Consider the following 18,899-nt stretch of genomic DNA (forward strand, 5'->3'; position numbering starts at 1 on the left):
AGATATGTGGGAAAATTGTAAAAATGAACAAGCTCATATTGTAGCTATGAGAAGGGAACTTCATAAAATTCCTGAACTTGGCTTTGATCTGCCTAAAACAAAGAAATTTGTATTGGAAGAACTTGATAGATTAGGTGTTGAGTATAAATGTTCTGAAGTTGATAGTAGTATAGTAGCAACTATTTGCGGTACTGGTGAAGGAAAAACCATAGCTTTTAGAGCTGATATGGATGCTCTTCCAATAATAGAAGCTAATGAGGTAGAGTACATTTCTCAGCATAAGGGTAAAATGCATGGATGTGGACATGATGCACATACGGCTATGTTATTAGCAACGGCTAAGGTTTTAACTGAAAATAAAGATAAATTTTCAGGAAAGATAAAGTTATTTTTCCAAACAGGTGAAGAGATAGCCCGTGGAGCAGAAGTAATGATTAAAGATGGTGCCTTAGATGGAGTTGATGCAATATTTGGATTGCATATAGGTTCCATAATGGGTAAAGAAATCTCCAGTGGAAAAGCCGTAATAGTTCCAGGCTGTGTTATGGCATCTTATGATAAGTTCGTTATTAAGGTTACAGGGAAGGGATGTCATGGTTCTACTCCAGAAAAAGGCGTAGACCCAATAAATATAGCATCACATATTGTGGTTAATTTACAAGCAGTATTAGCAAGGGAAATTGCCACAACAAAACCTTCTGTATTAACCTTTGGTAAAGTTACAGGTGGTGATGTTTATAACGTTATACCAAATGAAGTTGAAATGGAAGGAACCATAAGAGCTCTTGATGAAGAGGTTCGACAATTCCTTGCAAGAAGAATAGATGAAATTGCTAAGAGTACTGCAGAAACCTTTGGTGGTACTTGTGAAGTTGAGATTATCTGGGGTGCACCTCCAGTAGTTAATGATGAAGAAATGGCACTTATTGCAGCTGATGCAGCAAGTGTTGCAATTGGAGAGGATATGGTTATAAGAAAAGTTGAAACACCTAATATGGGTGGAGAAGACTTTGCCTGCTATCTACAAAAGGTTCCAGGAGCATTTTTCTTCTTAAGTTCAGCTGACAGCAGTAAAGGTACTGATGTGCCTCATCATAATCCTAAATTTAATATTGATGAAGACGTGCTTTACAAGGGGCCAGCAATCTTTACTTCAATTGCCATGAAACTTTTGGGAAACGAAAAGTAATTAATAACTATAAAGCATAGGTCCTAGGTTAATTGAAGGAAAGAAAAAAGTATTGTATAATTTAGTTAGAAAAATAAAGTATAAAAGTAATAAAATACAAATAATTTGGAGGGTAATATGGAAAAGACATTAATGCCAATGCTATTATGGCTTCTATTTGTAGGGGTAATGCTATATTTTTGTGTATTTATCCCAGGAAAGAAAAAGAATAAAGCAGTAAGGAAAATACATGATTCAGTAGAAGTAAATGATGAAGTCATTACAATCTCAGGGGTAATAGGCATTGTAAAAGAGCGTGATGAGGAAACTGTATTAATTCAAATAGATCCAAATGGAACTTGTATTAAAACGCTAATTTATGCAATACAAACCATAAAAACAAAACATGCAAGTTAACTTATAAAGTAAATAAGCTGTCACAGAAAAGGGGTTGAGCCTTTGCCTGTGACGGCTTTTTTTATTTAGTTATTTATAGCTTAAAATGTTAATGCGGTAGCTAAAATTTTTAAAAGAGTAGTTGGTATGGTTTTGTATAATATGCCAATATATAAAATATATGGTAAATAGTTAAGCTATATATGTCAATTTATTAAAGGGGTTTATGAACAATAGTATTATAAAATGAATCAGATAATTATAAGAAGTTATAATGAAAGAGGGATTCCCATGTATAGAGAAATTGTTAATTTACCGAATTCAAGAAAAGTAGTATTGAATTTTTGGGATGAAGATTTACGAAAGGAATTTAAACGAGTAAAAGGCTTGAATATTTCAAAGGACATAACTAATATAAAGTATGTTTGTAATGTAAGTCCATATTACTATTTTCAGCTTACTGATCCAGACGGAAACGTAATTGAGATAACAGGAAAGTATGTACCTGAAAACGGTGAATTTCCTGAGTAGTTTTACCAATTATGAACTTGAAAATGAGGATATGGAATTGTCATTGGAAAGAGGTCTAGAATGAAAAAAAGAATTGTTAGTATTTCAGCCATATTAGTTTTTTTAGTAATAGTAGTATTTTGGAGCGCGTCTAGTAAAGGTGCTAAAAAGCCTTCTTTTATATCTATTGATAATGCTGAATTGATATATGAGGAAATAGTATCACCTAATAGAGAGTATGTAGAGTCTGAGAAAGATATAGTTTTATATGAAGTAAGGGTATATAAAGATAAAGATAACTTAATTATTGTAAATGCAAGTTCGAATTCAGGCTTTTTTAAAGGAATGCAATACGTGGTTGAACATGATAAAAGAATTTCAAGTTCAGATGTAGAAGTTATATGGACAACTTTTATGGGTGGAAAAGAGCCAACGAAAGATAATCAAATAATAGAAGGAACGGTATTACTGTCATCTAATGGTGAGGTATTTCACAAGCAGAAAATAAACTATTTAAGCAAGGGCTTTGAAATGCTGGGGGACGCATTAAAGTAGAATAACAATTTAGAATATAATGTAGCAAAATTAGATTATAAGAATTCATAAAGGAAACATTACCACTCCTTTATATTTAGAAGATGTATTATAAATCTAGTAATTCATAATTTTGGATGTTAGATAGGATTTTGCAGAGGTGATTATATGATCGATTATAGTGAACAAAACAAAAAGGCCTGGGAATATAATGCATATGATTTTTGGGTAAATAATTCAGGAAAACCATCAGATAGAGCAAAGAAGGATTTAGAAAATCCAAAGGGAATGTTAAGAAAATATGTAAACTACTTCGAGAGGTATGAAGGCATTAAGATTGCTAATATTTGTGGTTCCTGCGGCAAAAAAGCAATTCCACTAGCAATTTTAGGTTCAGAAGTTACAATCTTTGATATTTCAGAAGATAATAAAAGGTATGCTCTTGAAGTTGCAGATGCAGCTAATGTAAATATTGATTTTGTAGTTGGTGATGTATTGGAAATTGACATAAACAAGTACGAAGAATATTTTGATGTGATTTTTATGGAAGGTGGAGTTCTTCATTACTTTCATGATATCAGCCAATTTATGAAGATAATGAATCAGCTCTTAAAGCTAAATGGAAGAATGATTTGCAGTGATTTTCATCCGTTTCAAAAGATATCAGATATTCTAGAGGTAGAGCAACCAACAATGAGTTATTTTTCAACAGAAGTATTCGAAGGTGAAATGGCTCATGCAAGATTTTTTCCCGATGAGATCCGTAGACAGATACCTTTATGTAGTTATAGGAAATATACCCTTAGTGAAATTATTAATGTAGTTATTGAAAATGGATTTATTTTGAATAGATTTGATGAACATCCAGCTTGGACAAATAAAGATGTACTAGGTGAGTTTACAATTGTAGCAAAAAAAGCAGGAATTCAAGTTTAATTTATGCATCAGTGGTATTAATCTAATAATTAGAGGTGAACAACATAATTGAGAGGAGAGAATTACGTGCTTAAAAAATTAACTGCAATTTTAGCGCTATTTACCTTATTAATAGTAATGACGGCCTGCTCTGGTAGTATTAATGATGCTAAAGTTATCGATACATCTGAAATTTTAGTTACAGTAGATAAAGAGAAAATAACACAACAAGATTTAGATATGTCGATGATTAATAGTTATCTTTCAGAAAAAGAAAGTATAGAAAACTTGATAAATAATAGGTTGTTACTTTTATATTCTAAAGATTTAAAGGTTAAAACAACTAAGAAAGAGATAACTGATGAAATGGATAGAGCAAAAAAATATTTTAAGGAGATAGAAAACGATAATAGTGTTGAAGCTGTTAAATCAAAAACAGACTTTGAAAAGATTTTAAATACATTAGGATTAACAGAGAAAGAATATTGGAATTCATATGCATTTAATGGCTATAAAAAGGTAATTATCATTGGTAAAACCAAGGAGAAACTTGGTAATGATTTAGCTAAAACACTACAAACATTACGTAATAAGTATGAAATTAAATATTATAATAATTAGTTCTTATAGATTATACAAAATAACCGAAGGTTCAGTTGGGTTTTAATTTCCACTCCTTCGGTTTTTTATTTTTTACAATATATAAAGCTTCGATTATTCAATATACTTAATGAAGCATATGCTTTTTATGGTAAAATAAGTTATAAGCGATAATTGTATTATTGTATGAGTTAGTTGTTTGTTAAACTGTGGGATAAATAGGAATTTATAAGGGAGATTAATATGGAGAATTTCGGACTAAATGAAATGAACATAATTCAAAAACAATTACAGGAGAAATATAAGGATAAATGGGGTGGATTATCACCTGATAAAGGTCGTAATCAATTATTATGGATAATGATTGAGGTCGGTGAAGTGGCCGATATAATAAAGAAGAAAGGCGATAGTCACATTATGAATGATGAAGAAACCAGAAAGCATTTTTTAGAGGAGTTAAGTGATGTTCTAATGTACTTTAATGACGTAATGCTTTGTTATTCAATTTCACCTGAAGAAATAAAAAAGGCATATTTAGAAAAGTATAACAAAAATATGGAGCGTTGGTAAATTAGAATTTTTAGGGGGATTGAGGATGGAAGTTTGGGATGGATATTTTAGAGATGGAACACGTGCGAATATAGACTTAATTCGTGGAGAGGTATTGCCAGATGATGTGTATCATCTGGTATGCGAAGTTCTTGTTCAACATAAGGATGGCGATTATTTGCTTATGAGGCGAGACTTGTCTAAACCTAATTATGGTGGATATTATGAGGCCACAGCAGGAGGTTCTGCACTTAAAGGTGAGGACAAGATGGCGTGTATTAAAAGAGAATTGCTTGAAGAAACGGGAATCGTTTCAGAAAACTTTGAAGAGATTGACCATTTTGTTTTCGATGATGATAAGTGTATTTTTTATACCTTCTTGTGCGTTACGGATTGTGATAAAACATCTATATCACTTCAAAAGGGAGAAACTATGTCATATAAATGGTTAAATGAAACAGATTTCATTTCTTTTGTAAACTCTGGAGAAATGATAGAAACACAGAAGAAACGTTATTTAAACTATTTCAATCAAAAAGGATATTTATAACAATAAACTTCAATTTCGTACTATTCAAGCAGGATATATACTTATAGGAGAGTTGATTATGGAAAAAATGAGTGATTTTTTTACTGCTCGTGTTGAGGGATATGATGAACATATGCTTACCAATGTTGAAGGTTGTAAGGAGGCATATAAAAAAATGTCAATGTTGGTTCCTAAAACTTGTACAACCTTACTTGATCTTGGATGTGGAACGGGCCTCGAACTTGATGAAATTTTTAAAGTAATGCCCAATATTAAAGTTACAGGAATTGACCTCACTCAAGCTATGCTTGATAAATTAAGTCAAAAGCACCAGGATAAATCTCTAAATCTAATTTGTGATAGTTATTTCGATATTGATTTAGATAGGTGTGTATATGATTGTGCTATTTCATTTCAAGCAATGCATCACTTTTCTCATGAGGATAAGATAAAATTGTATAAAAAAATATATAATTCATTGAAACCTAATGGAGTATATATAGAATGTGATTACATGGTAGAAAATCAAAAGGATGAAGATTATTACTATGCAGAAAATATACGTATTCGTAAAGAATTAAATATTTCAGAAAATGAATTTTATCATTATGATACTCCTTGTACTATAGAAAATCAGTTATCAATGTTCAAGGTAGCTGGGTTTAAGAAGGTAGAAAAAGTATTTCGTATAGAAAATACAACAATTATAATTGCTCATAAATAACTGAAGAAAATTAGTGTATTGCCAAGGTAAATTTTGGAGGTTTAACCATTAAAGAGTTATTTGAATTTGAAAAGATATAAAATAATGAGGGGCTTCAGTAGTGGAAGCTCCTTTTTAATTTCCCTAATTGTAAATTTATGATAGTATTTTAATAAGATGAGTAAGATACTAAATAAGAGGTGAAAAGTTTGAAGAAAATAATGTTAATTGAAGATGATTTAGATGTTGCTAGAGAGCTGGCGTTATCTTTAAGAAAATGGGGTTTTGAAGTAGAGATAATAGATGAGTTTAATAATATAGTAAAGGAATTTATAGAGAAAAAACCAAGTCTTGTATTGATGGATGTGAATTTACCTTTTTATGATGGCTTTTATTGGTGTGAAAAAATAAGAGAGCTTTCCAAGGTTCCTATAATATTTTTATCTTCAAGGGATTCTAATATGGATATTATTATGGGGATGAATAATGGTGGTGATGATTATATTACAAAGCCTTTTTCAATGGAGGTATTAATATCAAAAATTAATGCATTGCTGCGTAGAAGTTATGATTATACTACCTCAGATTCACTAGTTTATTATAATGATGCAATTTTAGATATTGAAAAATGTATTTTTAGATATAAGGATAATGAAATAGAGCTTACGAAAAATGAAATAAAAATATTATCATTATTAATAAAGAACAAAGGAAAAGTAGTATCTAGAGAAAAACTCATGATGAGTTTATGGAATGATGATGAATTTGTTAGTGATAATACTTTAACTGTAAATATTACAAGGCTTAGAGGAAGATTAAAGGATTTAGGATTAGATGATGTTATTAAAACTAAAAAAGGGATAGGGTATTTTATACAATGAATTTAAAAAGATTTATAAAGGAAAATATAAAAAGTATATTATTTAATTTTAGTATTTTACTTTTTATTAATATCTATTTTTTAGTATTAAACTTACTAAAGGGCAGGATGGAAGAAATATATTACTTAGATGTAATACTTATATTTATTTATATTGGTGCTTTTATAATAAAATATGCACGTTGGAAGGAAAGGTTTAGTGGACTTTATGAAAGTATGGAAGAGGATAATGATATTAGTTTAAATGATATTAATAGAGAGTCTTTAGAAGAAGAAATAATGGCTTACATAATAAATAAAAAAGATAATAATTATTCGCAGCTTATAGACCAGAAGGAGACACAAATCAAAGATATGGAAGAATATATTTCAAAATGGGTTCATGAAATAAAGTTACCTATTAGTGCCATATCAATGATTTTAGAACGGATTGACGATGCAGAGCTTAGCATTGAAATCAAAAATGAAACTGAAAAAATAAATTTCTTAGTTAATTCCGTTATGTATGGCAGTAGAGCAACAGCTGCAGCTGAGGATATATTTATTTCAGAAGTAAAATTGCAAGATATAATAAAACAAGCTATAAAAAACAATGCCTTTATGTTAATAAGAAATAATATAGAAATAAAACTAGAGAATCTTGACCACTATATTTTTACGGATAAAAAGTGGATATTATATGTTTTAGATCAACTTATTAATAATGCAATAAAGTATTCTAGGGAAAATGCAAAGATACAATTCTATGGTGAGGAGAGTGATAAATATATCTGTTTAAATATAAGAGATAATGGAATTGGAATTGCAGCGGAAGATTTAGAAAGAGTATTTAATAAAGGGTTTACGGGCAACAATGGTAGAGATACAAGGTATAAATCCACAGGAATGGGATTGTATTTTTCTAAAAAGATTTTAGATAAACTAGGAAATTCCTTTGAGGTTTATTCAGTGAAAAATGAATACACCTTGTTTAAAATCAAGTTTAATAAAATATCTGATTTCACTACTATTACAAAAATGTAACATTGAAAGTTTAAATGTAATGTTAAGTGAAGGATTAATTAGTAAAAAACCACTAAAATTAATTTATGAGCTGATGAAAGTTCAGCAAAATGAAGGTTAGTTTTTGGAGGGGAAAATTTCATGAGAGAAATATTAAAATTAAATAATTTATCAAAGGATTATGGGATTAAGGGGTTTAAGACTAGAGTTTTAAATAACATATCTTTATCCGTGGAGGAGGGAGAGTTTTTATCTATAATGGGTCCATCAGGTGCAGGTAAAACTACACTCCTAAATTTATTATCTACACTAGATAAACCTAGCAAAGGGGAAATATTTTTAGATGGAATTGATCTTACGAAGGTAAAAAATAAAGAACTATCTAATATCAGAAAAGATAAAATAGGATTTATTTTTCAAGATTACAGCCTTTTAGATAATATGACACTAATGGATAATATAGCTCTTCCCTTAGCTTTAGGAAGAAAGAGAACTAAGGAGATAGAGCAAAAGGTTAATAAAATAGCTGATATCTTTGGACTTACGGAGCATCTTAAGAAATATCCCTATGAGCTATCAGGAGGACAAAAGCAAAGAGGGGCTGCTGCAAGGGCGTTAATTACTAGACCAAAGGTTATTTTTGCAGATGAACCAACAGGAGCTTTAGATTCTAAGTCTTCTACAGATTTATTAGAATGTTTAAAGCGAGTAAATGAAGAAAATAATGCAACTATAATAATGGTTACTCACGATGCCTTTTGTGCAAGTTATTCTAAAAAGGTCTATCTGCTTAGTGATGGAGAAATCAAGTGTCAAATAAATAAAGGGAATGATAGAAAAGAGTTTTATGGAAAAATAATTGATTTATTAGCAACCTTGGGAGGTGCTAAATAATGAGCGTATTTTCCATAGCATTTAATAACTTTAAAAATAATATAAAAACATATTCCATGTTTTTTATATCAATGATATTTTCAGTTATTATACTAAGTAACTTTTTAATTCTTATGGACAGTGAATCCTTAAAGGTTTTAGGAGAAGCTAATGCTGTTTATACTAAAATGTTATTACAAATGATAAGTATAATTCTAGGATTATTTATGCTTTTCTTTATCTGGTATGTGTCTAATGTATTTTTAAAAAACAGAAAAAAGGAAATAGGGCTCTTTACCTTTATGGGTGTAGATTTAAAAACCATAGGTAAAATCTATTTCACAGAGATGATGCTCATTGGTATCTCTGCCAGTATCATTGGAATTGGCGTTGGTGCATTATTTTCTAAGTTTTTTCAAATGATAGTCTTTGCAGTGGCAGGTTTTAATATAGATGTGAAATTTGCTATTACGGAGAGGTCCATGGTAAACACCTTTATAATATTTATGGCCATATTTTTATTAATGAGTATTAAAGGCTTTGTTAATATTTCAAGAAGTAAGGTAATTGAGCTTTTAAATAGTAGTAGGAAAACAGAAAAGATGCCTAAAGTAACAGTGTTTACTTATATAATTGCAATGGTATCTATAGGTTGTATTACATATGGATATTACCTAGTATTTAGTTCTAAAATGAATGCCTTTAAAACTTTAATTTTAGTTTGTATAGGTACGTATGGTTTGTTTTATGCTGCGATTCCAGCAGTGCTTAATTTTTACATCAATAATAAGAAGATATTATATAAGGGCGAAAACATACTGACTATTAGTAGTTTAGCTTATAGAGTAAAGAAAAATTACACTACCTATGCTACCATAGGGATTTTGACAGCATGTACAGTTACGGTTTTAGGTACAGCAGTATCCATGAGAAATCTTTATACAATGAGTGAGGAAAATGATCAGTTATTTACAATGTCCTTTTCTTCTTCAAACAAAATAGATACTGAAAACATAAGTGAAGAGATTACCAAGGTATTAGGTGAAAAGAAGTTTGATTTAAATACTCAGGTATTAATGGTTAATAATACATTAGGAAATGTTGAATCCTTTCAAAAACAAGCTTATATAGTGATGTCTTATGATGGGTTTGAAGATATTTTGAAGCGCAATGGATATGAAAAAGACTTAGAAAAGATTAATGAAGAAATGGTTAAAGGAAATAATGCTATTTATATTGAAAACCCCAATACCTTAGGAAGCTTAATAAAGCCAACTGAAATAACTTTAGCGGATAAAACCTTTGAAATTAGCGAAGGTAATATAAGATTTAAGGTTTTAGGTTCCTTAATTAAAGCCCGAACAATCGTTGTTAATAATGAGGAATATGAAAAACTTTATAATCATGGGCAAATGGTTAATTTTTATGGAATTAAGGTTAAAAATGAGTCAGATATTTTAAATGAAGATATTATTAATAAATTAGGCCAAGGATTAGGACCATATTTAAATGATGATATTAACATTCAAGTTGGAAAATATAAAACTCAAAGTGTTGAATGGTTAAAGCTTGTTTATGCTATTGGAGCATTTTTATTCTTAGTATTTGTACTTGCAGAAGCTAGTATTATTTATATTAAGCTATATAGTGATGCAACAGAGGACAAGGATAAATATAAGATTCTAAAAAATATAGGAGCATCAAGGAAGGATTTAGGAAAAGCTATTAGAAAAGAAGTAACCTTATTTTATGTTCTTCCATTGTCTATAGGATTAATTCATAGTTTCTTTGCAATAAACGTTTTAGGAAAATTTTTATCAGAAAACCTGAACTTAACTTTTATTATAAGTATTATAGTATCAGTAAGTATATTTGTAGTTAGTGCAATTATATCAATTAAAAGCTTTAAAAATATTGTTGATGTTTAATAATAAAGGGAGCATACTGTAATGGTATGCTCCTTATTTTTATCAATAACCACCAGTAAATTCCAAGTTATCTATTAGACTCTGAAATTGACAAAAGTAAACTATCATTTAAACCTAATTGCTCATTGGATGAAGAAATAAAAACATATATATATTGTATCACTGCGATTATGCTTGTCTAAGTAAGTTACTTTACAAGAAACTAAATTAACAAAACATTAGATATTATTTTAATAATTCTTCTTCACTTCATATTTCAAGGAGGTATATAAAATGTTAGCTATATTAGATAAGATGATAATAATACCCATCATATGTATGTTTGCATATGGGCTTGTGCAACAAATACGGGAAACTATATCTTTGACAAAAAGTAATGAAAATAATTCTAAACGTTTGATTTGGAGCACGGTTTGCAGTCTAGCATACGGTGTATTCTTTATAGCTTTTATACTTAACATGTTTATTGCTCTTATAGGATTAGATAATACACTAATTACATCAGAAAATACTAGTATTGCATGCACTATATCTTTAGTAGTTTTCTTTATAAGTAAATATGGCGTAGGGCGTAAAATTTAACTACCAATGATTATGTTCCCAATTATGGAGTCGGTTAGAAGTGGCGGAGATTTAGAGAACATTTGTGGCAATGGGAAATATAGCAAAGATATTATAATGCCTAGATGGCTGTGTCCTGTTCAGGCTGACGGCAAAGAAACTTGGCAATGAGAATTTTTATAAGGGAAAGTTTTTGGATTAGTTTTGATTTTCATTGTATTCAGTTTGTAGATATTGTGAACTAATTTCGTAAGTTGATCTTTGAAAATTGAATAGTAGGTATTTCAAAATATGTTATTATATATATGTCGAGAATTTGTTTTTATAGAATTAAAGAAGGGGCAAGCAATCATGCAAATAGAAATAGTGAGAATATTAGGTATTATATACATATGGACTTGGTTTGTGTGGCCATTTTCGTTTGTTGTTTCACTTATTTATGGAATTGCTTCTGTTATAAATGGAGAAACTTCAAAGAAATATATTGTTATTGCAGGTATATCATTATTAATGATGTTATCTGGATTCAACTTGTTATTGTTTTCGTAATTTTGGTTATTTACAATGAAAAATTGATTGATATTGCGTAACAGTATTAAATGATAAAATGAGTGAATATTAAGAAAAGTTGGAGGTATATAAACATATGACAGAAGTGATTATTTTAGGAGTAATACATGAAATTTATAAAGATGACGTATTAGAGTTTATAGAGGAATACAACCCTGATGTTATTGGGGTAGAAATAAGACCAGAGGATATTAATTCATCAAAGGAATATTTACATATTAGTTATCCTAGTGAAATGATCGAAATAGTTTATAGATTTTCTAAAGAGATAAAAGTATATGGATTTGATTGGCTTGGAGAAGATATGAAAAATAAAAAGCTTTCACATGAATATTGGAGAAATGAAAGCATTAAAAGGTTATATAGACAATTTGAAAGTGACAAGGGATTTGAGAAGGAAAGAGAATTACTAAAGATTATCGAAGAAAAAGAGGAAGAATTTATTAAGAAATCAAATCTAAAAACATACAATAGTGAAATTGCAGATATTTTTGTAGAGATTTACTACAAACAATTTTTTATGATTTTAGATAAAACTCCTTATGAAGAATATGCTCGTTTTTGGCAGGAAAGGGATGAGCATATAAATAAAAAACATAATAAATATTATTAAAGAAAATGAGGGCAAGCGTATAATTTTTGTTATGGGCGGTGCACATAGATATCTTAGCATAAAGGCAATTGAAGAAAAGTTAGGCAATAGTATTGATTTGGTAAAATATTTAGGGTAATAGAGGTAGAGTAATTGTATTTCTCAATTTTAAATTATCATGAAAAAAATTAAGTATTAAATCATTGGAAATACCGTACTATTCAGAAATGAATATGCTGTATTTTTTATTTCACAATTCAAAGATAACCTTAGTAAATTGTGATTAATATAAAGAGGGTATGAAAGAAGTTGATATGATTGAACATCTTAAGCCAAGCATCTTTGTTAGAAGAATAAGAATTGTGACTAGATTCTTTAAGCAAAAATTAGAAATTGAATAATTTTTATATACACCTAGTATTCATAGGATTAAGTTTATGTTTAAATATTTAAATAATTATGAGACTGGAAAAGATGATTTGGAAGCTGGATTAAATCAACATGCTAATAAAGTGGTGATTTTAAGAAAGAGCAAGAAAATCAAGAAGTTTATTGGAGAACAAGTATGGTCATTGAGTATAGAAAATTGACTACTAATGAATTAGATACATTCATTGATATTGTGATTATATACTTTATTTATTATGGAATTAATATGTAAATATGAATTGGTAAGGGAGAACTAATTATGATAATAAAATTGGAGAATTTTGATTATATAAATATTATCGAAAAAACAGGAGATTTCACTAAGGATGTATGTAATCTTCTTGAAATAAATAATAAGAATAATACAAAAGAACATGTACTAAAAGTTGCTGAAACAAGCTTAAAGTTAGCGGATAGATTTCAGTTAAATTCTGAAATATGCTATAAAGCAGCATTACTACATGATATTAGTGCAATAATGAATCCAAAGGATATGACTGTGGTAGCAAATAAAAACAATATGTTATTAGATGCTTCTGAACAAAAATATCCTTTTTTGCTACATCAAAGGATTTCTAAGTTGATAGCATTTGATTATTTTAATATTAAAGAAAAAGATATATTATCTTCAATTGAATGTCATACTACATTGAAAAGTAAACCTACTAAATATGAAATGGTATTATTTTTGGCTGATAAAATAGCATGGGATCAAGCAGGGGAGCCTCCATATCTAGACATTATAATAGATGGCCTAAATATATCATTAGAAAGTGCTTGTAAAAATTATATTGATTATATATATGATAACAACAAACTTTTATATCCTCATAAATGGATGAATGAGGCACATAGATACTTTTCATAAATATATTACAGTTTTTACAATTACAATTACTAATAAGATTATACCTAGATTTAGTATATATAATTCATTAAGGTTGTTTAGTGAACATGTAGATATTGCGAACTAATTATGAATGTTTGATTTTTGAAGATTGAACAATACGGCATGAAATATAATTCGTAATAGTATTAAAGAGTGAAATAACTATTTTAGGAGGAAGCTAGAATGATAAATAGAAAGTTGAACTTTTATTTTTTTGGAGAAATTGGCGAATACGATAAATATAATCCAGAATTCGTTTGTAATAGAGAATATGCATCTGAAATACTGTATATAATTGCAAAAAATAAACCATTTACTATTTCCAGATTTGAGATTGCAAAACTTTTAAATATTAAAGATGAAGTTGTTGCGAATAATATCAATAATCTTGAACTAATTAATGCTATAGAAGTTAAAAACAACTCATATCAGGTTAAATTCCCTATTATTTTAGAGAAAGATATAGAGAAAATAGAAAAATATATTTATAAAGTAGGAGAAGTTATTGGCAAAAAAATAATTGATATTAAAGACGTGCTGTATGCAAAAGTTTCACAATTAAGATGCTTTAAACACTATACTTATGAAAGAATTTTATATCATATTATCTGTGATAAAATCTTCGATGGTACTGCTTTTGAATTTTTCACTAAAAGAAATACTTTTTGTTCATCAAAATTACAACCAGGAAATAGGAATTATATTATTGTTGCATACGAGGATAGCAAACTAGTTGAAAAACATAGCAACAAGATATTATGCAGTAGCAATAATTATAGAAGCTCTGAATTCACTTTTAATAGTTTTGGAGATTTAAATGGTTTAAGAAAAGATATGTTTAGATTTTTTAGGCTAACGCAAAAAAGTGTTCATAGTGCGAGCCCCTTTGATAAAGTGAATATTGCATATAACAATGTTTTAGATAGAATGAACAAGAAAATTGCATATGAATGTGGTAATTTAATACGTAGTGTCATTGAAAAGGATATTACGTATAGTCAATTATCAGAACAAGAAAAGAGTATAGCACAGTTTTTGCATGAGTTAGAGTATATCAGTATAAATGAGGATAATAGTATTTCGGTGAATATTACAGTTTTTTATGATTTTGAAGTAGCTACGACTATTAAAGAATTATCAGATATTATACTTGAAAATATATTTCCTATAGTAAAAGAAATCTTTGATAGTTTTGAGATTAATGTATCAGAGATAACACCTGTAAGGCATAATGTTGACATAAAAGAAACAGCAAACGAGTTATGGCATCAAATTTTTGGGGCTACAAATGAATACTTAGTAAAAGAAGGTTTTGTTGCAACGCCAAATAATATTGATGGACAAGGTAGATATTTGAGGAGTCTTACAATATCTAAAATCTAATAGTTTAATTTATATTGCATTATTAATAGATAAAATGCATATAGTTTGGTGGATTGTCATCATGCAAGTTATAACATTAATCTTTTGCATTTTTATAGTCATTTATATATGACATAATATATAAAAATGTTCTTAAAAAATTAAATAGTCATGTGCTTATAAAACATGTCATAATTGATTCATGATAGTATCATATTGTGAACTAAATGACTTTTGAAAAGTTAATAATACCGTATTTAAATATTAAATGTAGTAAATAATATTTATGAGGTGAATAACATGAGAAAGAAAGCGATTTATATAGCAGCATTAATAATAGCTGTTATTATTTTTACTACAAATAATGTATATGCAAATACTCCTATTGAACCTATTAATAAAGTTTATAAGGAAGGAATTTATAATTTGGATAAAAATTATAAAGGTGAATATAATTTGCAATACAAATTTGTTAATAAAAATAGTGATTCAGCAATTATTGTATTGGATGAAAATGCTAATATAGTTTATAAAAATATAAACTGTAATAGAAAATGTAACGCTGGTACAATAACAAACAAGAATACTATTATAGTAATAACAGATGGAGAAGTAGAATTAGATTTTACTAAAATAAATTAGAGATTAAATTGCAAAAATACCGTATTATTCAAAATGAATCTACGGTATTTTTTTAGTACACAATTCAAATATATTGCAAAGTAAATGAAATTTAAATTTTAAAAGTTAAATAATACATTATTAAAAAGGATGTTATAATAAATTCGTAATTGTATTAAATTGGAAGATATAAAATTTACATATGGAGATATATAATATGATTATATATTTGGTTAGACATGGTAAAGATTATGAAGAATATCGTGGTGGATGGAGTAATTTGGGCTTAATTGAAGAGGGGATAAATCAATCAAAGAAATTAGCAGAGCATTTATATAATAATAAAGATAAATATAATATTAATACCTTAATTAGTAGTGATTTAAAACGAACAGTAGAAACGGTAAATGAAATATCTGTAAGGTTTAATATGCCTGTAAAGTTCTGTGAAGAGTGGAGAGAGAGTAATAATGGGATGCTAGCAGGGATTTTGAATACGGAAGCAGTTGAAAAATATCCAGGTCTTTATTTTAACACTCTACAAATGGATGAACGATATCCAAGTGGTGAAAGTCCACTAGAATTTTATTCTAGAATCAAAAATGCATATAAAAAGCTTTGTGAGAAAATGATTAATTGTGAAATTGGTCCAAATGTAATGCTCGTTACACACAGTGGCGTAATTGAGCTTATCTATTACATTATAAGTGGCTTAGAGTGGACAAATAAAAGTGCTAAATTATGCAAATCATACAATACGGGTATTCATAGCATTGAGTATATATCGGGTAAGTGGAAAATAATTGATTCTAATAATATAGAGCATCTGAATGATTAGGTTATTTGACTCATAATATGCAGATATTGCGAACTAATTTAAAAAATATGTTCTTTAAAAATTGAATAGTATGGTATTTACAAAATGTGCTATTATATATGATATAAAGGTATTAATGGGAGGAAAGATATATGGAGTTTGGTGGATGGTCATCATGGCAAGTTATAACATTAATAATCTGTATTGCTACAGCTATTGGATGTGGTGTAGTAGTTAGTCATAAAAAGAAAAAATAGTTAATAATATTAAACTATTATAAAAATACCGTATTATTCAGAAAAGAGTATACGGTATTTTTTTTGTTTGCAATTCAATAATATTGCGAGCTAATTAGTAGAAATAGATTTTTCAAGGTTCAATAGCATGTCATTTGGAATGATATGTTACAAGCAATTCATAATAGTAGTATTATATAATAGTAGAGATCAAAGAGTTATGGGAATGCTTTTAAAAGGGAGAACGACATCTCAAATAAGAGATATCGTTCTCCCTTTATATTTACTTTTGAACAAGACGAAGGATTTTATCATCAGATAAATTAGGATTTCCTCTACCATCTCTATTGCTTGTTGCAATATAAATAGAACCATCTTTTCCTTCATATACATCACGCAAGCGTCCATATTCATTTTTTAGTAGGGACTCCATATTTTGTACCACTGTGCCACCCTTATTTAAGGATACTAAAAGGAGTTGTTGTCCTCGAAGAGTTGCAACTAGTAGCTTATTTTTCCATGGTCCTTGGGTTATAAAAGTAATGCCAGATGGGGCCCATGTGTCTTCTTTGCTGTGGACTAAAGGCTTTTGAGTTATTGGATCTGTAGAAGTCTCATCACCTTGAACAAGAGGCCATCCGTAGTTGTCTCCTGGTATTATTATATTTATTTCATCATGGGCTGATTGACCATGCTCTGATGAGTACAAAATGTTTTTAGAATTCCATGCTAAGCCTTGAGGATTCCTGTGACCTAAGCTATAAACAGGGGAATTAGGAAAGGGATTATCTAGAGGTATACTTCCATTAAGTTCTATTCTGAGGATTTTCCCAGCCAAACTTGACATGTCTTGTGCCAGTGATGGGTTTTGTGCATCTCCTGTTGTTATATATAATTTTTTATCTGGACCTATCTTAATTCTCCCACCATTATGGAATTGGCTACCAGGAATCTTGTCTAAAAGAACTTTATCAATAACTGCCACATTGTTGTTTTCAATTAATCTGACCACTCTGTTGTAGAGTCTACTATTTTCTCTATAGGAATGCATAACATAGATATAATGATTTTGTAAAAAACTAGGGTCTAGTGCAAGACCCATCAATCCTCCTTCACCTTGACTTATAAATGGTGCTCTAAAGGTAATAAGGGGCTCAAGATTAAGTAGTCCATTTTCAATAACTTTTATTGAGCCAGACCTTTCTGTAAAATATATTTTGCCTTCATCATTTATGTCTATTGCCCAAGGTACAGTTAAATTTTCTGCCACAATCTCTATGTTGTAAGGAAATTGCCTTGTTTTTTTACGTGGTGATATTATTTTATTAAGAAAATTGAAGATTTTCTTTCTCATATTTCATAGCCTCCAAATTATATATGTTGTTATAATACTATTCTTTTAATGGAAAAATTATAAGGAATAAAAATATGATAATTCATAGTGTAGTTCCTTTTATAGATACTAGAAGCTGTAGTTATCATGGGAGAGAGGCTACTTTTATTTAGTGTTAAAAATTATTACATTTATTCTAAAATTAGGTTATAATACATGTATCAAATAAACCACAATGGTATCATGTTACGAAATAGCTATACTTTATTTTTAGGGGGCTGATTTATAATGAGAAAAAAATATTTATTTGCTATTGTAATTATTCTTATGATTTGTATTACTGGTTGCAGCAATTCAAGTTCAAATCTTGAAGAATATCTTAATACTGGGACATTAATTGATTCAAAGGCAAAAGATATTATGCCAACCCTAGATAATTTGCCTGAGTATGACAATATAGAGTACAAATATACACATAAGTCAATATTATTTTTTGAATCCAATTCTGTTGCCCTCATCGTAAATTATGATGATAATACATTTGAAGTTGAAAAAAATAAATTAGATGAACAATATATTTTTTTAGATAGAAAAATCAAATCTGATTATGATGAAAGTAAATATTACATTCCTGAATATGAATTTTCAGTAGAAAGCTATGATTTTAGAGTTATAGATAAAAATGGTACCTCTAATACAGATTTTCCTAAATCCTTTGGAATGATTGGAATATCTGAAGAAAAAAAGAGTATAGCATATTTGTATTTTTATGATGGAGATTTAGATTATATAGCAGAAGAAAATGAGAAAAATCCTATGGCTAATTTCGTTAAGGAATATTTTAAATACAAGTTTTAATATTAATAAGAATCATATTAAAATAAACCATAAAATAAATGGGG

The 18,899-nt window shown here is 28.7% G+C and carries 23 protein-coding genes and 1 pseudogene; 23 read left to right on the plus strand and 1 reads right to left on the minus strand.

All coding sequences use genetic code 11. The annotated features are described in order from the left end of the window. The first annotated feature begins 4 nt into the window (after nucleotides 1-4). The 22 genes and pseudogenes from BN1075_RS15430 (at nucleotide 5) to BN1075_RS15530 (ending at nucleotide 16,449) form a co-directional block, all read left to right on the plus strand. On the plus strand, nucleotides 5-1,189 hold the full coding sequence (locus BN1075_RS15430) for a M20 metallopeptidase family protein (protein WP_040194123.1): 1,185 nt from the start codon (nucleotides 5-7) through the stop codon (nucleotides 1,187-1,189). Between the two features lie 117 nt (nucleotides 1,190-1,306). After that, nucleotides 1,307-1,585: a preprotein translocase subunit YajC gene (gene yajC / locus BN1075_RS15435; RefSeq protein WP_040194124.1), complete on the plus strand. Its 279-nt coding sequence runs from the start codon at nucleotides 1,307-1,309 to the stop codon at nucleotides 1,583-1,585. A gap of 225 nt (nucleotides 1,586-1,810) precedes the next feature. Next, complete coding sequence (locus tag BN1075_RS15440) at nucleotides 1,811-2,095, plus strand: VOC family protein (protein WP_197072330.1); 285 nt, start codon at nucleotides 1,811-1,813, stop codon at nucleotides 2,093-2,095. Nucleotides 2,096-2,155: 60 nt separating this feature from the next. Next, a complete protein-coding gene (locus BN1075_RS15445) occupies nucleotides 2,156-2,629 on the plus strand; it encodes a hypothetical protein (RefSeq protein ID WP_040194126.1) in 474 nt (157 codons plus the stop codon). Between the two features lie 147 nt (nucleotides 2,630-2,776). Continuing rightward, nucleotides 2,777-3,544, plus strand: coding sequence for a class I SAM-dependent methyltransferase (locus BN1075_RS15450; RefSeq protein ID WP_040194127.1), 768 nt, complete (start codon nucleotides 2,777-2,779; stop codon nucleotides 3,542-3,544). A 66-nt stretch (nucleotides 3,545-3,610) separates the two neighbouring features. After that, nucleotides 3,611-4,144: a SurA N-terminal domain-containing protein gene (locus BN1075_RS15455; RefSeq protein WP_040194129.1), complete on the plus strand. Its 534-nt coding sequence runs from the start codon at nucleotides 3,611-3,613 to the stop codon at nucleotides 4,142-4,144. A gap of 222 nt (nucleotides 4,145-4,366) precedes the next feature. Beyond that, complete coding sequence (locus BN1075_RS15460) at nucleotides 4,367-4,693, plus strand: MazG nucleotide pyrophosphohydrolase domain-containing protein (protein WP_040194130.1); 327 nt, start codon at nucleotides 4,367-4,369, stop codon at nucleotides 4,691-4,693. 25 nt (nucleotides 4,694-4,718) lie between these two features. Then, nucleotides 4,719-5,222 carry an NUDIX hydrolase gene (locus tag BN1075_RS15465; RefSeq protein ID WP_040194131.1) on the plus strand — a complete coding sequence of 168 codons (504 nt, stop codon included), beginning with the start codon at nucleotides 4,719-4,721 and terminating at the stop codon, nucleotides 5,220-5,222. 58 nt (nucleotides 5,223-5,280) lie between these two features. Further along, a complete protein-coding gene (locus BN1075_RS15470) occupies nucleotides 5,281-5,925 on the plus strand; it encodes a class I SAM-dependent methyltransferase (protein ID WP_407637977.1) in 645 nt (214 codons plus the stop codon). Nucleotides 5,926-6,113: 188 nt separating this feature from the next. Then, nucleotides 6,114-6,785 (plus strand): response regulator transcription factor, encoded by a 672-nt coding sequence (locus BN1075_RS15475; RefSeq protein WP_040194133.1) that lies wholly within the window; start codon nucleotides 6,114-6,116, stop codon nucleotides 6,783-6,785. Beyond that, a complete protein-coding gene (locus tag BN1075_RS15480) occupies nucleotides 6,782-7,807 on the plus strand; it encodes a sensor histidine kinase (protein WP_040194135.1) in 1,026 nt (341 codons plus the stop codon). Before BN1075_RS15475 ends, BN1075_RS15480 begins: the two co-directional genes overlap by 4 nt. A gap of 120 nt (nucleotides 7,808-7,927) precedes the next feature. Continuing rightward, nucleotides 7,928-8,680: an ABC transporter ATP-binding protein gene (locus BN1075_RS15485; RefSeq protein WP_040194136.1), complete on the plus strand. Its 753-nt coding sequence runs from the start codon at nucleotides 7,928-7,930 to the stop codon at nucleotides 8,678-8,680. Next, the gene (locus tag BN1075_RS15490) at nucleotides 8,680-10,587 is read left to right on the plus strand and encodes an FtsX-like permease family protein (RefSeq protein ID WP_040194137.1); all 1,908 of its coding nucleotides are present in this window, start codon (nucleotides 8,680-8,682) and stop codon (nucleotides 10,585-10,587) included. Before BN1075_RS15485 ends, BN1075_RS15490 begins: the two co-directional genes overlap by 1 nt. Before the next feature lie 273 nt (nucleotides 10,588-10,860). Then, nucleotides 10,861-11,169: a hypothetical protein gene (locus BN1075_RS15495; RefSeq protein ID WP_040194138.1), complete on the plus strand. Its 309-nt coding sequence runs from the start codon at nucleotides 10,861-10,863 to the stop codon at nucleotides 11,167-11,169. Nucleotides 11,170-11,175: 6 nt separating this feature from the next. Beyond that, a pseudogene (locus BN1075_RS21665) lies at nucleotides 11,176-11,350 on the plus strand (TIGR04076 family protein); the annotation flags it as partial. Between the two features lie 149 nt (nucleotides 11,351-11,499). Further along, nucleotides 11,500-11,697 (plus strand): hypothetical protein, encoded by a 198-nt coding sequence (locus tag BN1075_RS15505; protein ID WP_040194139.1) that lies wholly within the window; start codon nucleotides 11,500-11,502, stop codon nucleotides 11,695-11,697. A 97-nt stretch (nucleotides 11,698-11,794) separates the two neighbouring features. Continuing rightward, nucleotides 11,795-12,331: a hypothetical protein gene (locus BN1075_RS15510; protein WP_040194140.1), complete on the plus strand. Its 537-nt coding sequence runs from the start codon at nucleotides 11,795-11,797 to the stop codon at nucleotides 12,329-12,331. Between the two features lie 416 nt (nucleotides 12,332-12,747). After that, nucleotides 12,748-12,900 carry a hypothetical protein gene (locus BN1075_RS21670; protein ID WP_156132806.1) on the plus strand — a complete coding sequence of 51 codons (153 nt, stop codon included), beginning with the start codon at nucleotides 12,748-12,750 and terminating at the stop codon, nucleotides 12,898-12,900. 98 nt (nucleotides 12,901-12,998) lie between these two features. Continuing rightward, nucleotides 12,999-13,607 (plus strand): bis(5'-nucleosyl)-tetraphosphatase (symmetrical) YqeK, encoded by a 609-nt coding sequence (yqeK, locus tag BN1075_RS15515; RefSeq protein ID WP_042387394.1) that lies wholly within the window; start codon nucleotides 12,999-13,001, stop codon nucleotides 13,605-13,607. 204 nt (nucleotides 13,608-13,811) lie between these two features. Continuing rightward, complete coding sequence (locus tag BN1075_RS15520) at nucleotides 13,812-15,011, plus strand: hypothetical protein (RefSeq protein ID WP_040194141.1); 1,200 nt, start codon at nucleotides 13,812-13,814, stop codon at nucleotides 15,009-15,011. A 279-nt stretch (nucleotides 15,012-15,290) separates the two neighbouring features. Beyond that, nucleotides 15,291-15,632 carry a hypothetical protein gene (locus BN1075_RS15525; protein ID WP_040191082.1) on the plus strand — a complete coding sequence of 114 codons (342 nt, stop codon included), beginning with the start codon at nucleotides 15,291-15,293 and terminating at the stop codon, nucleotides 15,630-15,632. A 196-nt stretch (nucleotides 15,633-15,828) separates the two neighbouring features. Continuing rightward, complete coding sequence (locus BN1075_RS15530; RefSeq protein ID WP_040194142.1) at nucleotides 15,829-16,449, plus strand: histidine phosphatase family protein; 621 nt, start codon at nucleotides 15,829-15,831, stop codon at nucleotides 16,447-16,449. Between the two features lie 498 nt (nucleotides 16,450-16,947). Here the strand turns inward: BN1075_RS15530 and BN1075_RS15535 are convergent, their stop codons facing one another. After that, nucleotides 16,948-18,018 (minus strand): PQQ-dependent sugar dehydrogenase, encoded by a 1,071-nt coding sequence (locus tag BN1075_RS15535; protein ID WP_040194143.1) that lies wholly within the window; start codon nucleotides 18,016-18,018, stop codon nucleotides 16,948-16,950. A gap of 267 nt (nucleotides 18,019-18,285) precedes the next feature. Between BN1075_RS15535 and BN1075_RS15540 the strand changes: the two genes are divergently transcribed. Beyond that, nucleotides 18,286-18,855 carry a hypothetical protein gene (locus BN1075_RS15540; RefSeq protein ID WP_040194145.1) on the plus strand — a complete coding sequence of 190 codons (570 nt, stop codon included), beginning with the start codon at nucleotides 18,286-18,288 and terminating at the stop codon, nucleotides 18,853-18,855. Nucleotides 18,856-18,899 lie beyond the last annotated feature (44 nt).

The organism is Clostridium culturomicium (genome assembly GCF_000821305.1).
GTDB classification, from domain to species: domain Bacteria; phylum Bacillota; class Clostridia; order Clostridiales; family Clostridiaceae; genus Clostridium_J; species Clostridium_J culturomicium.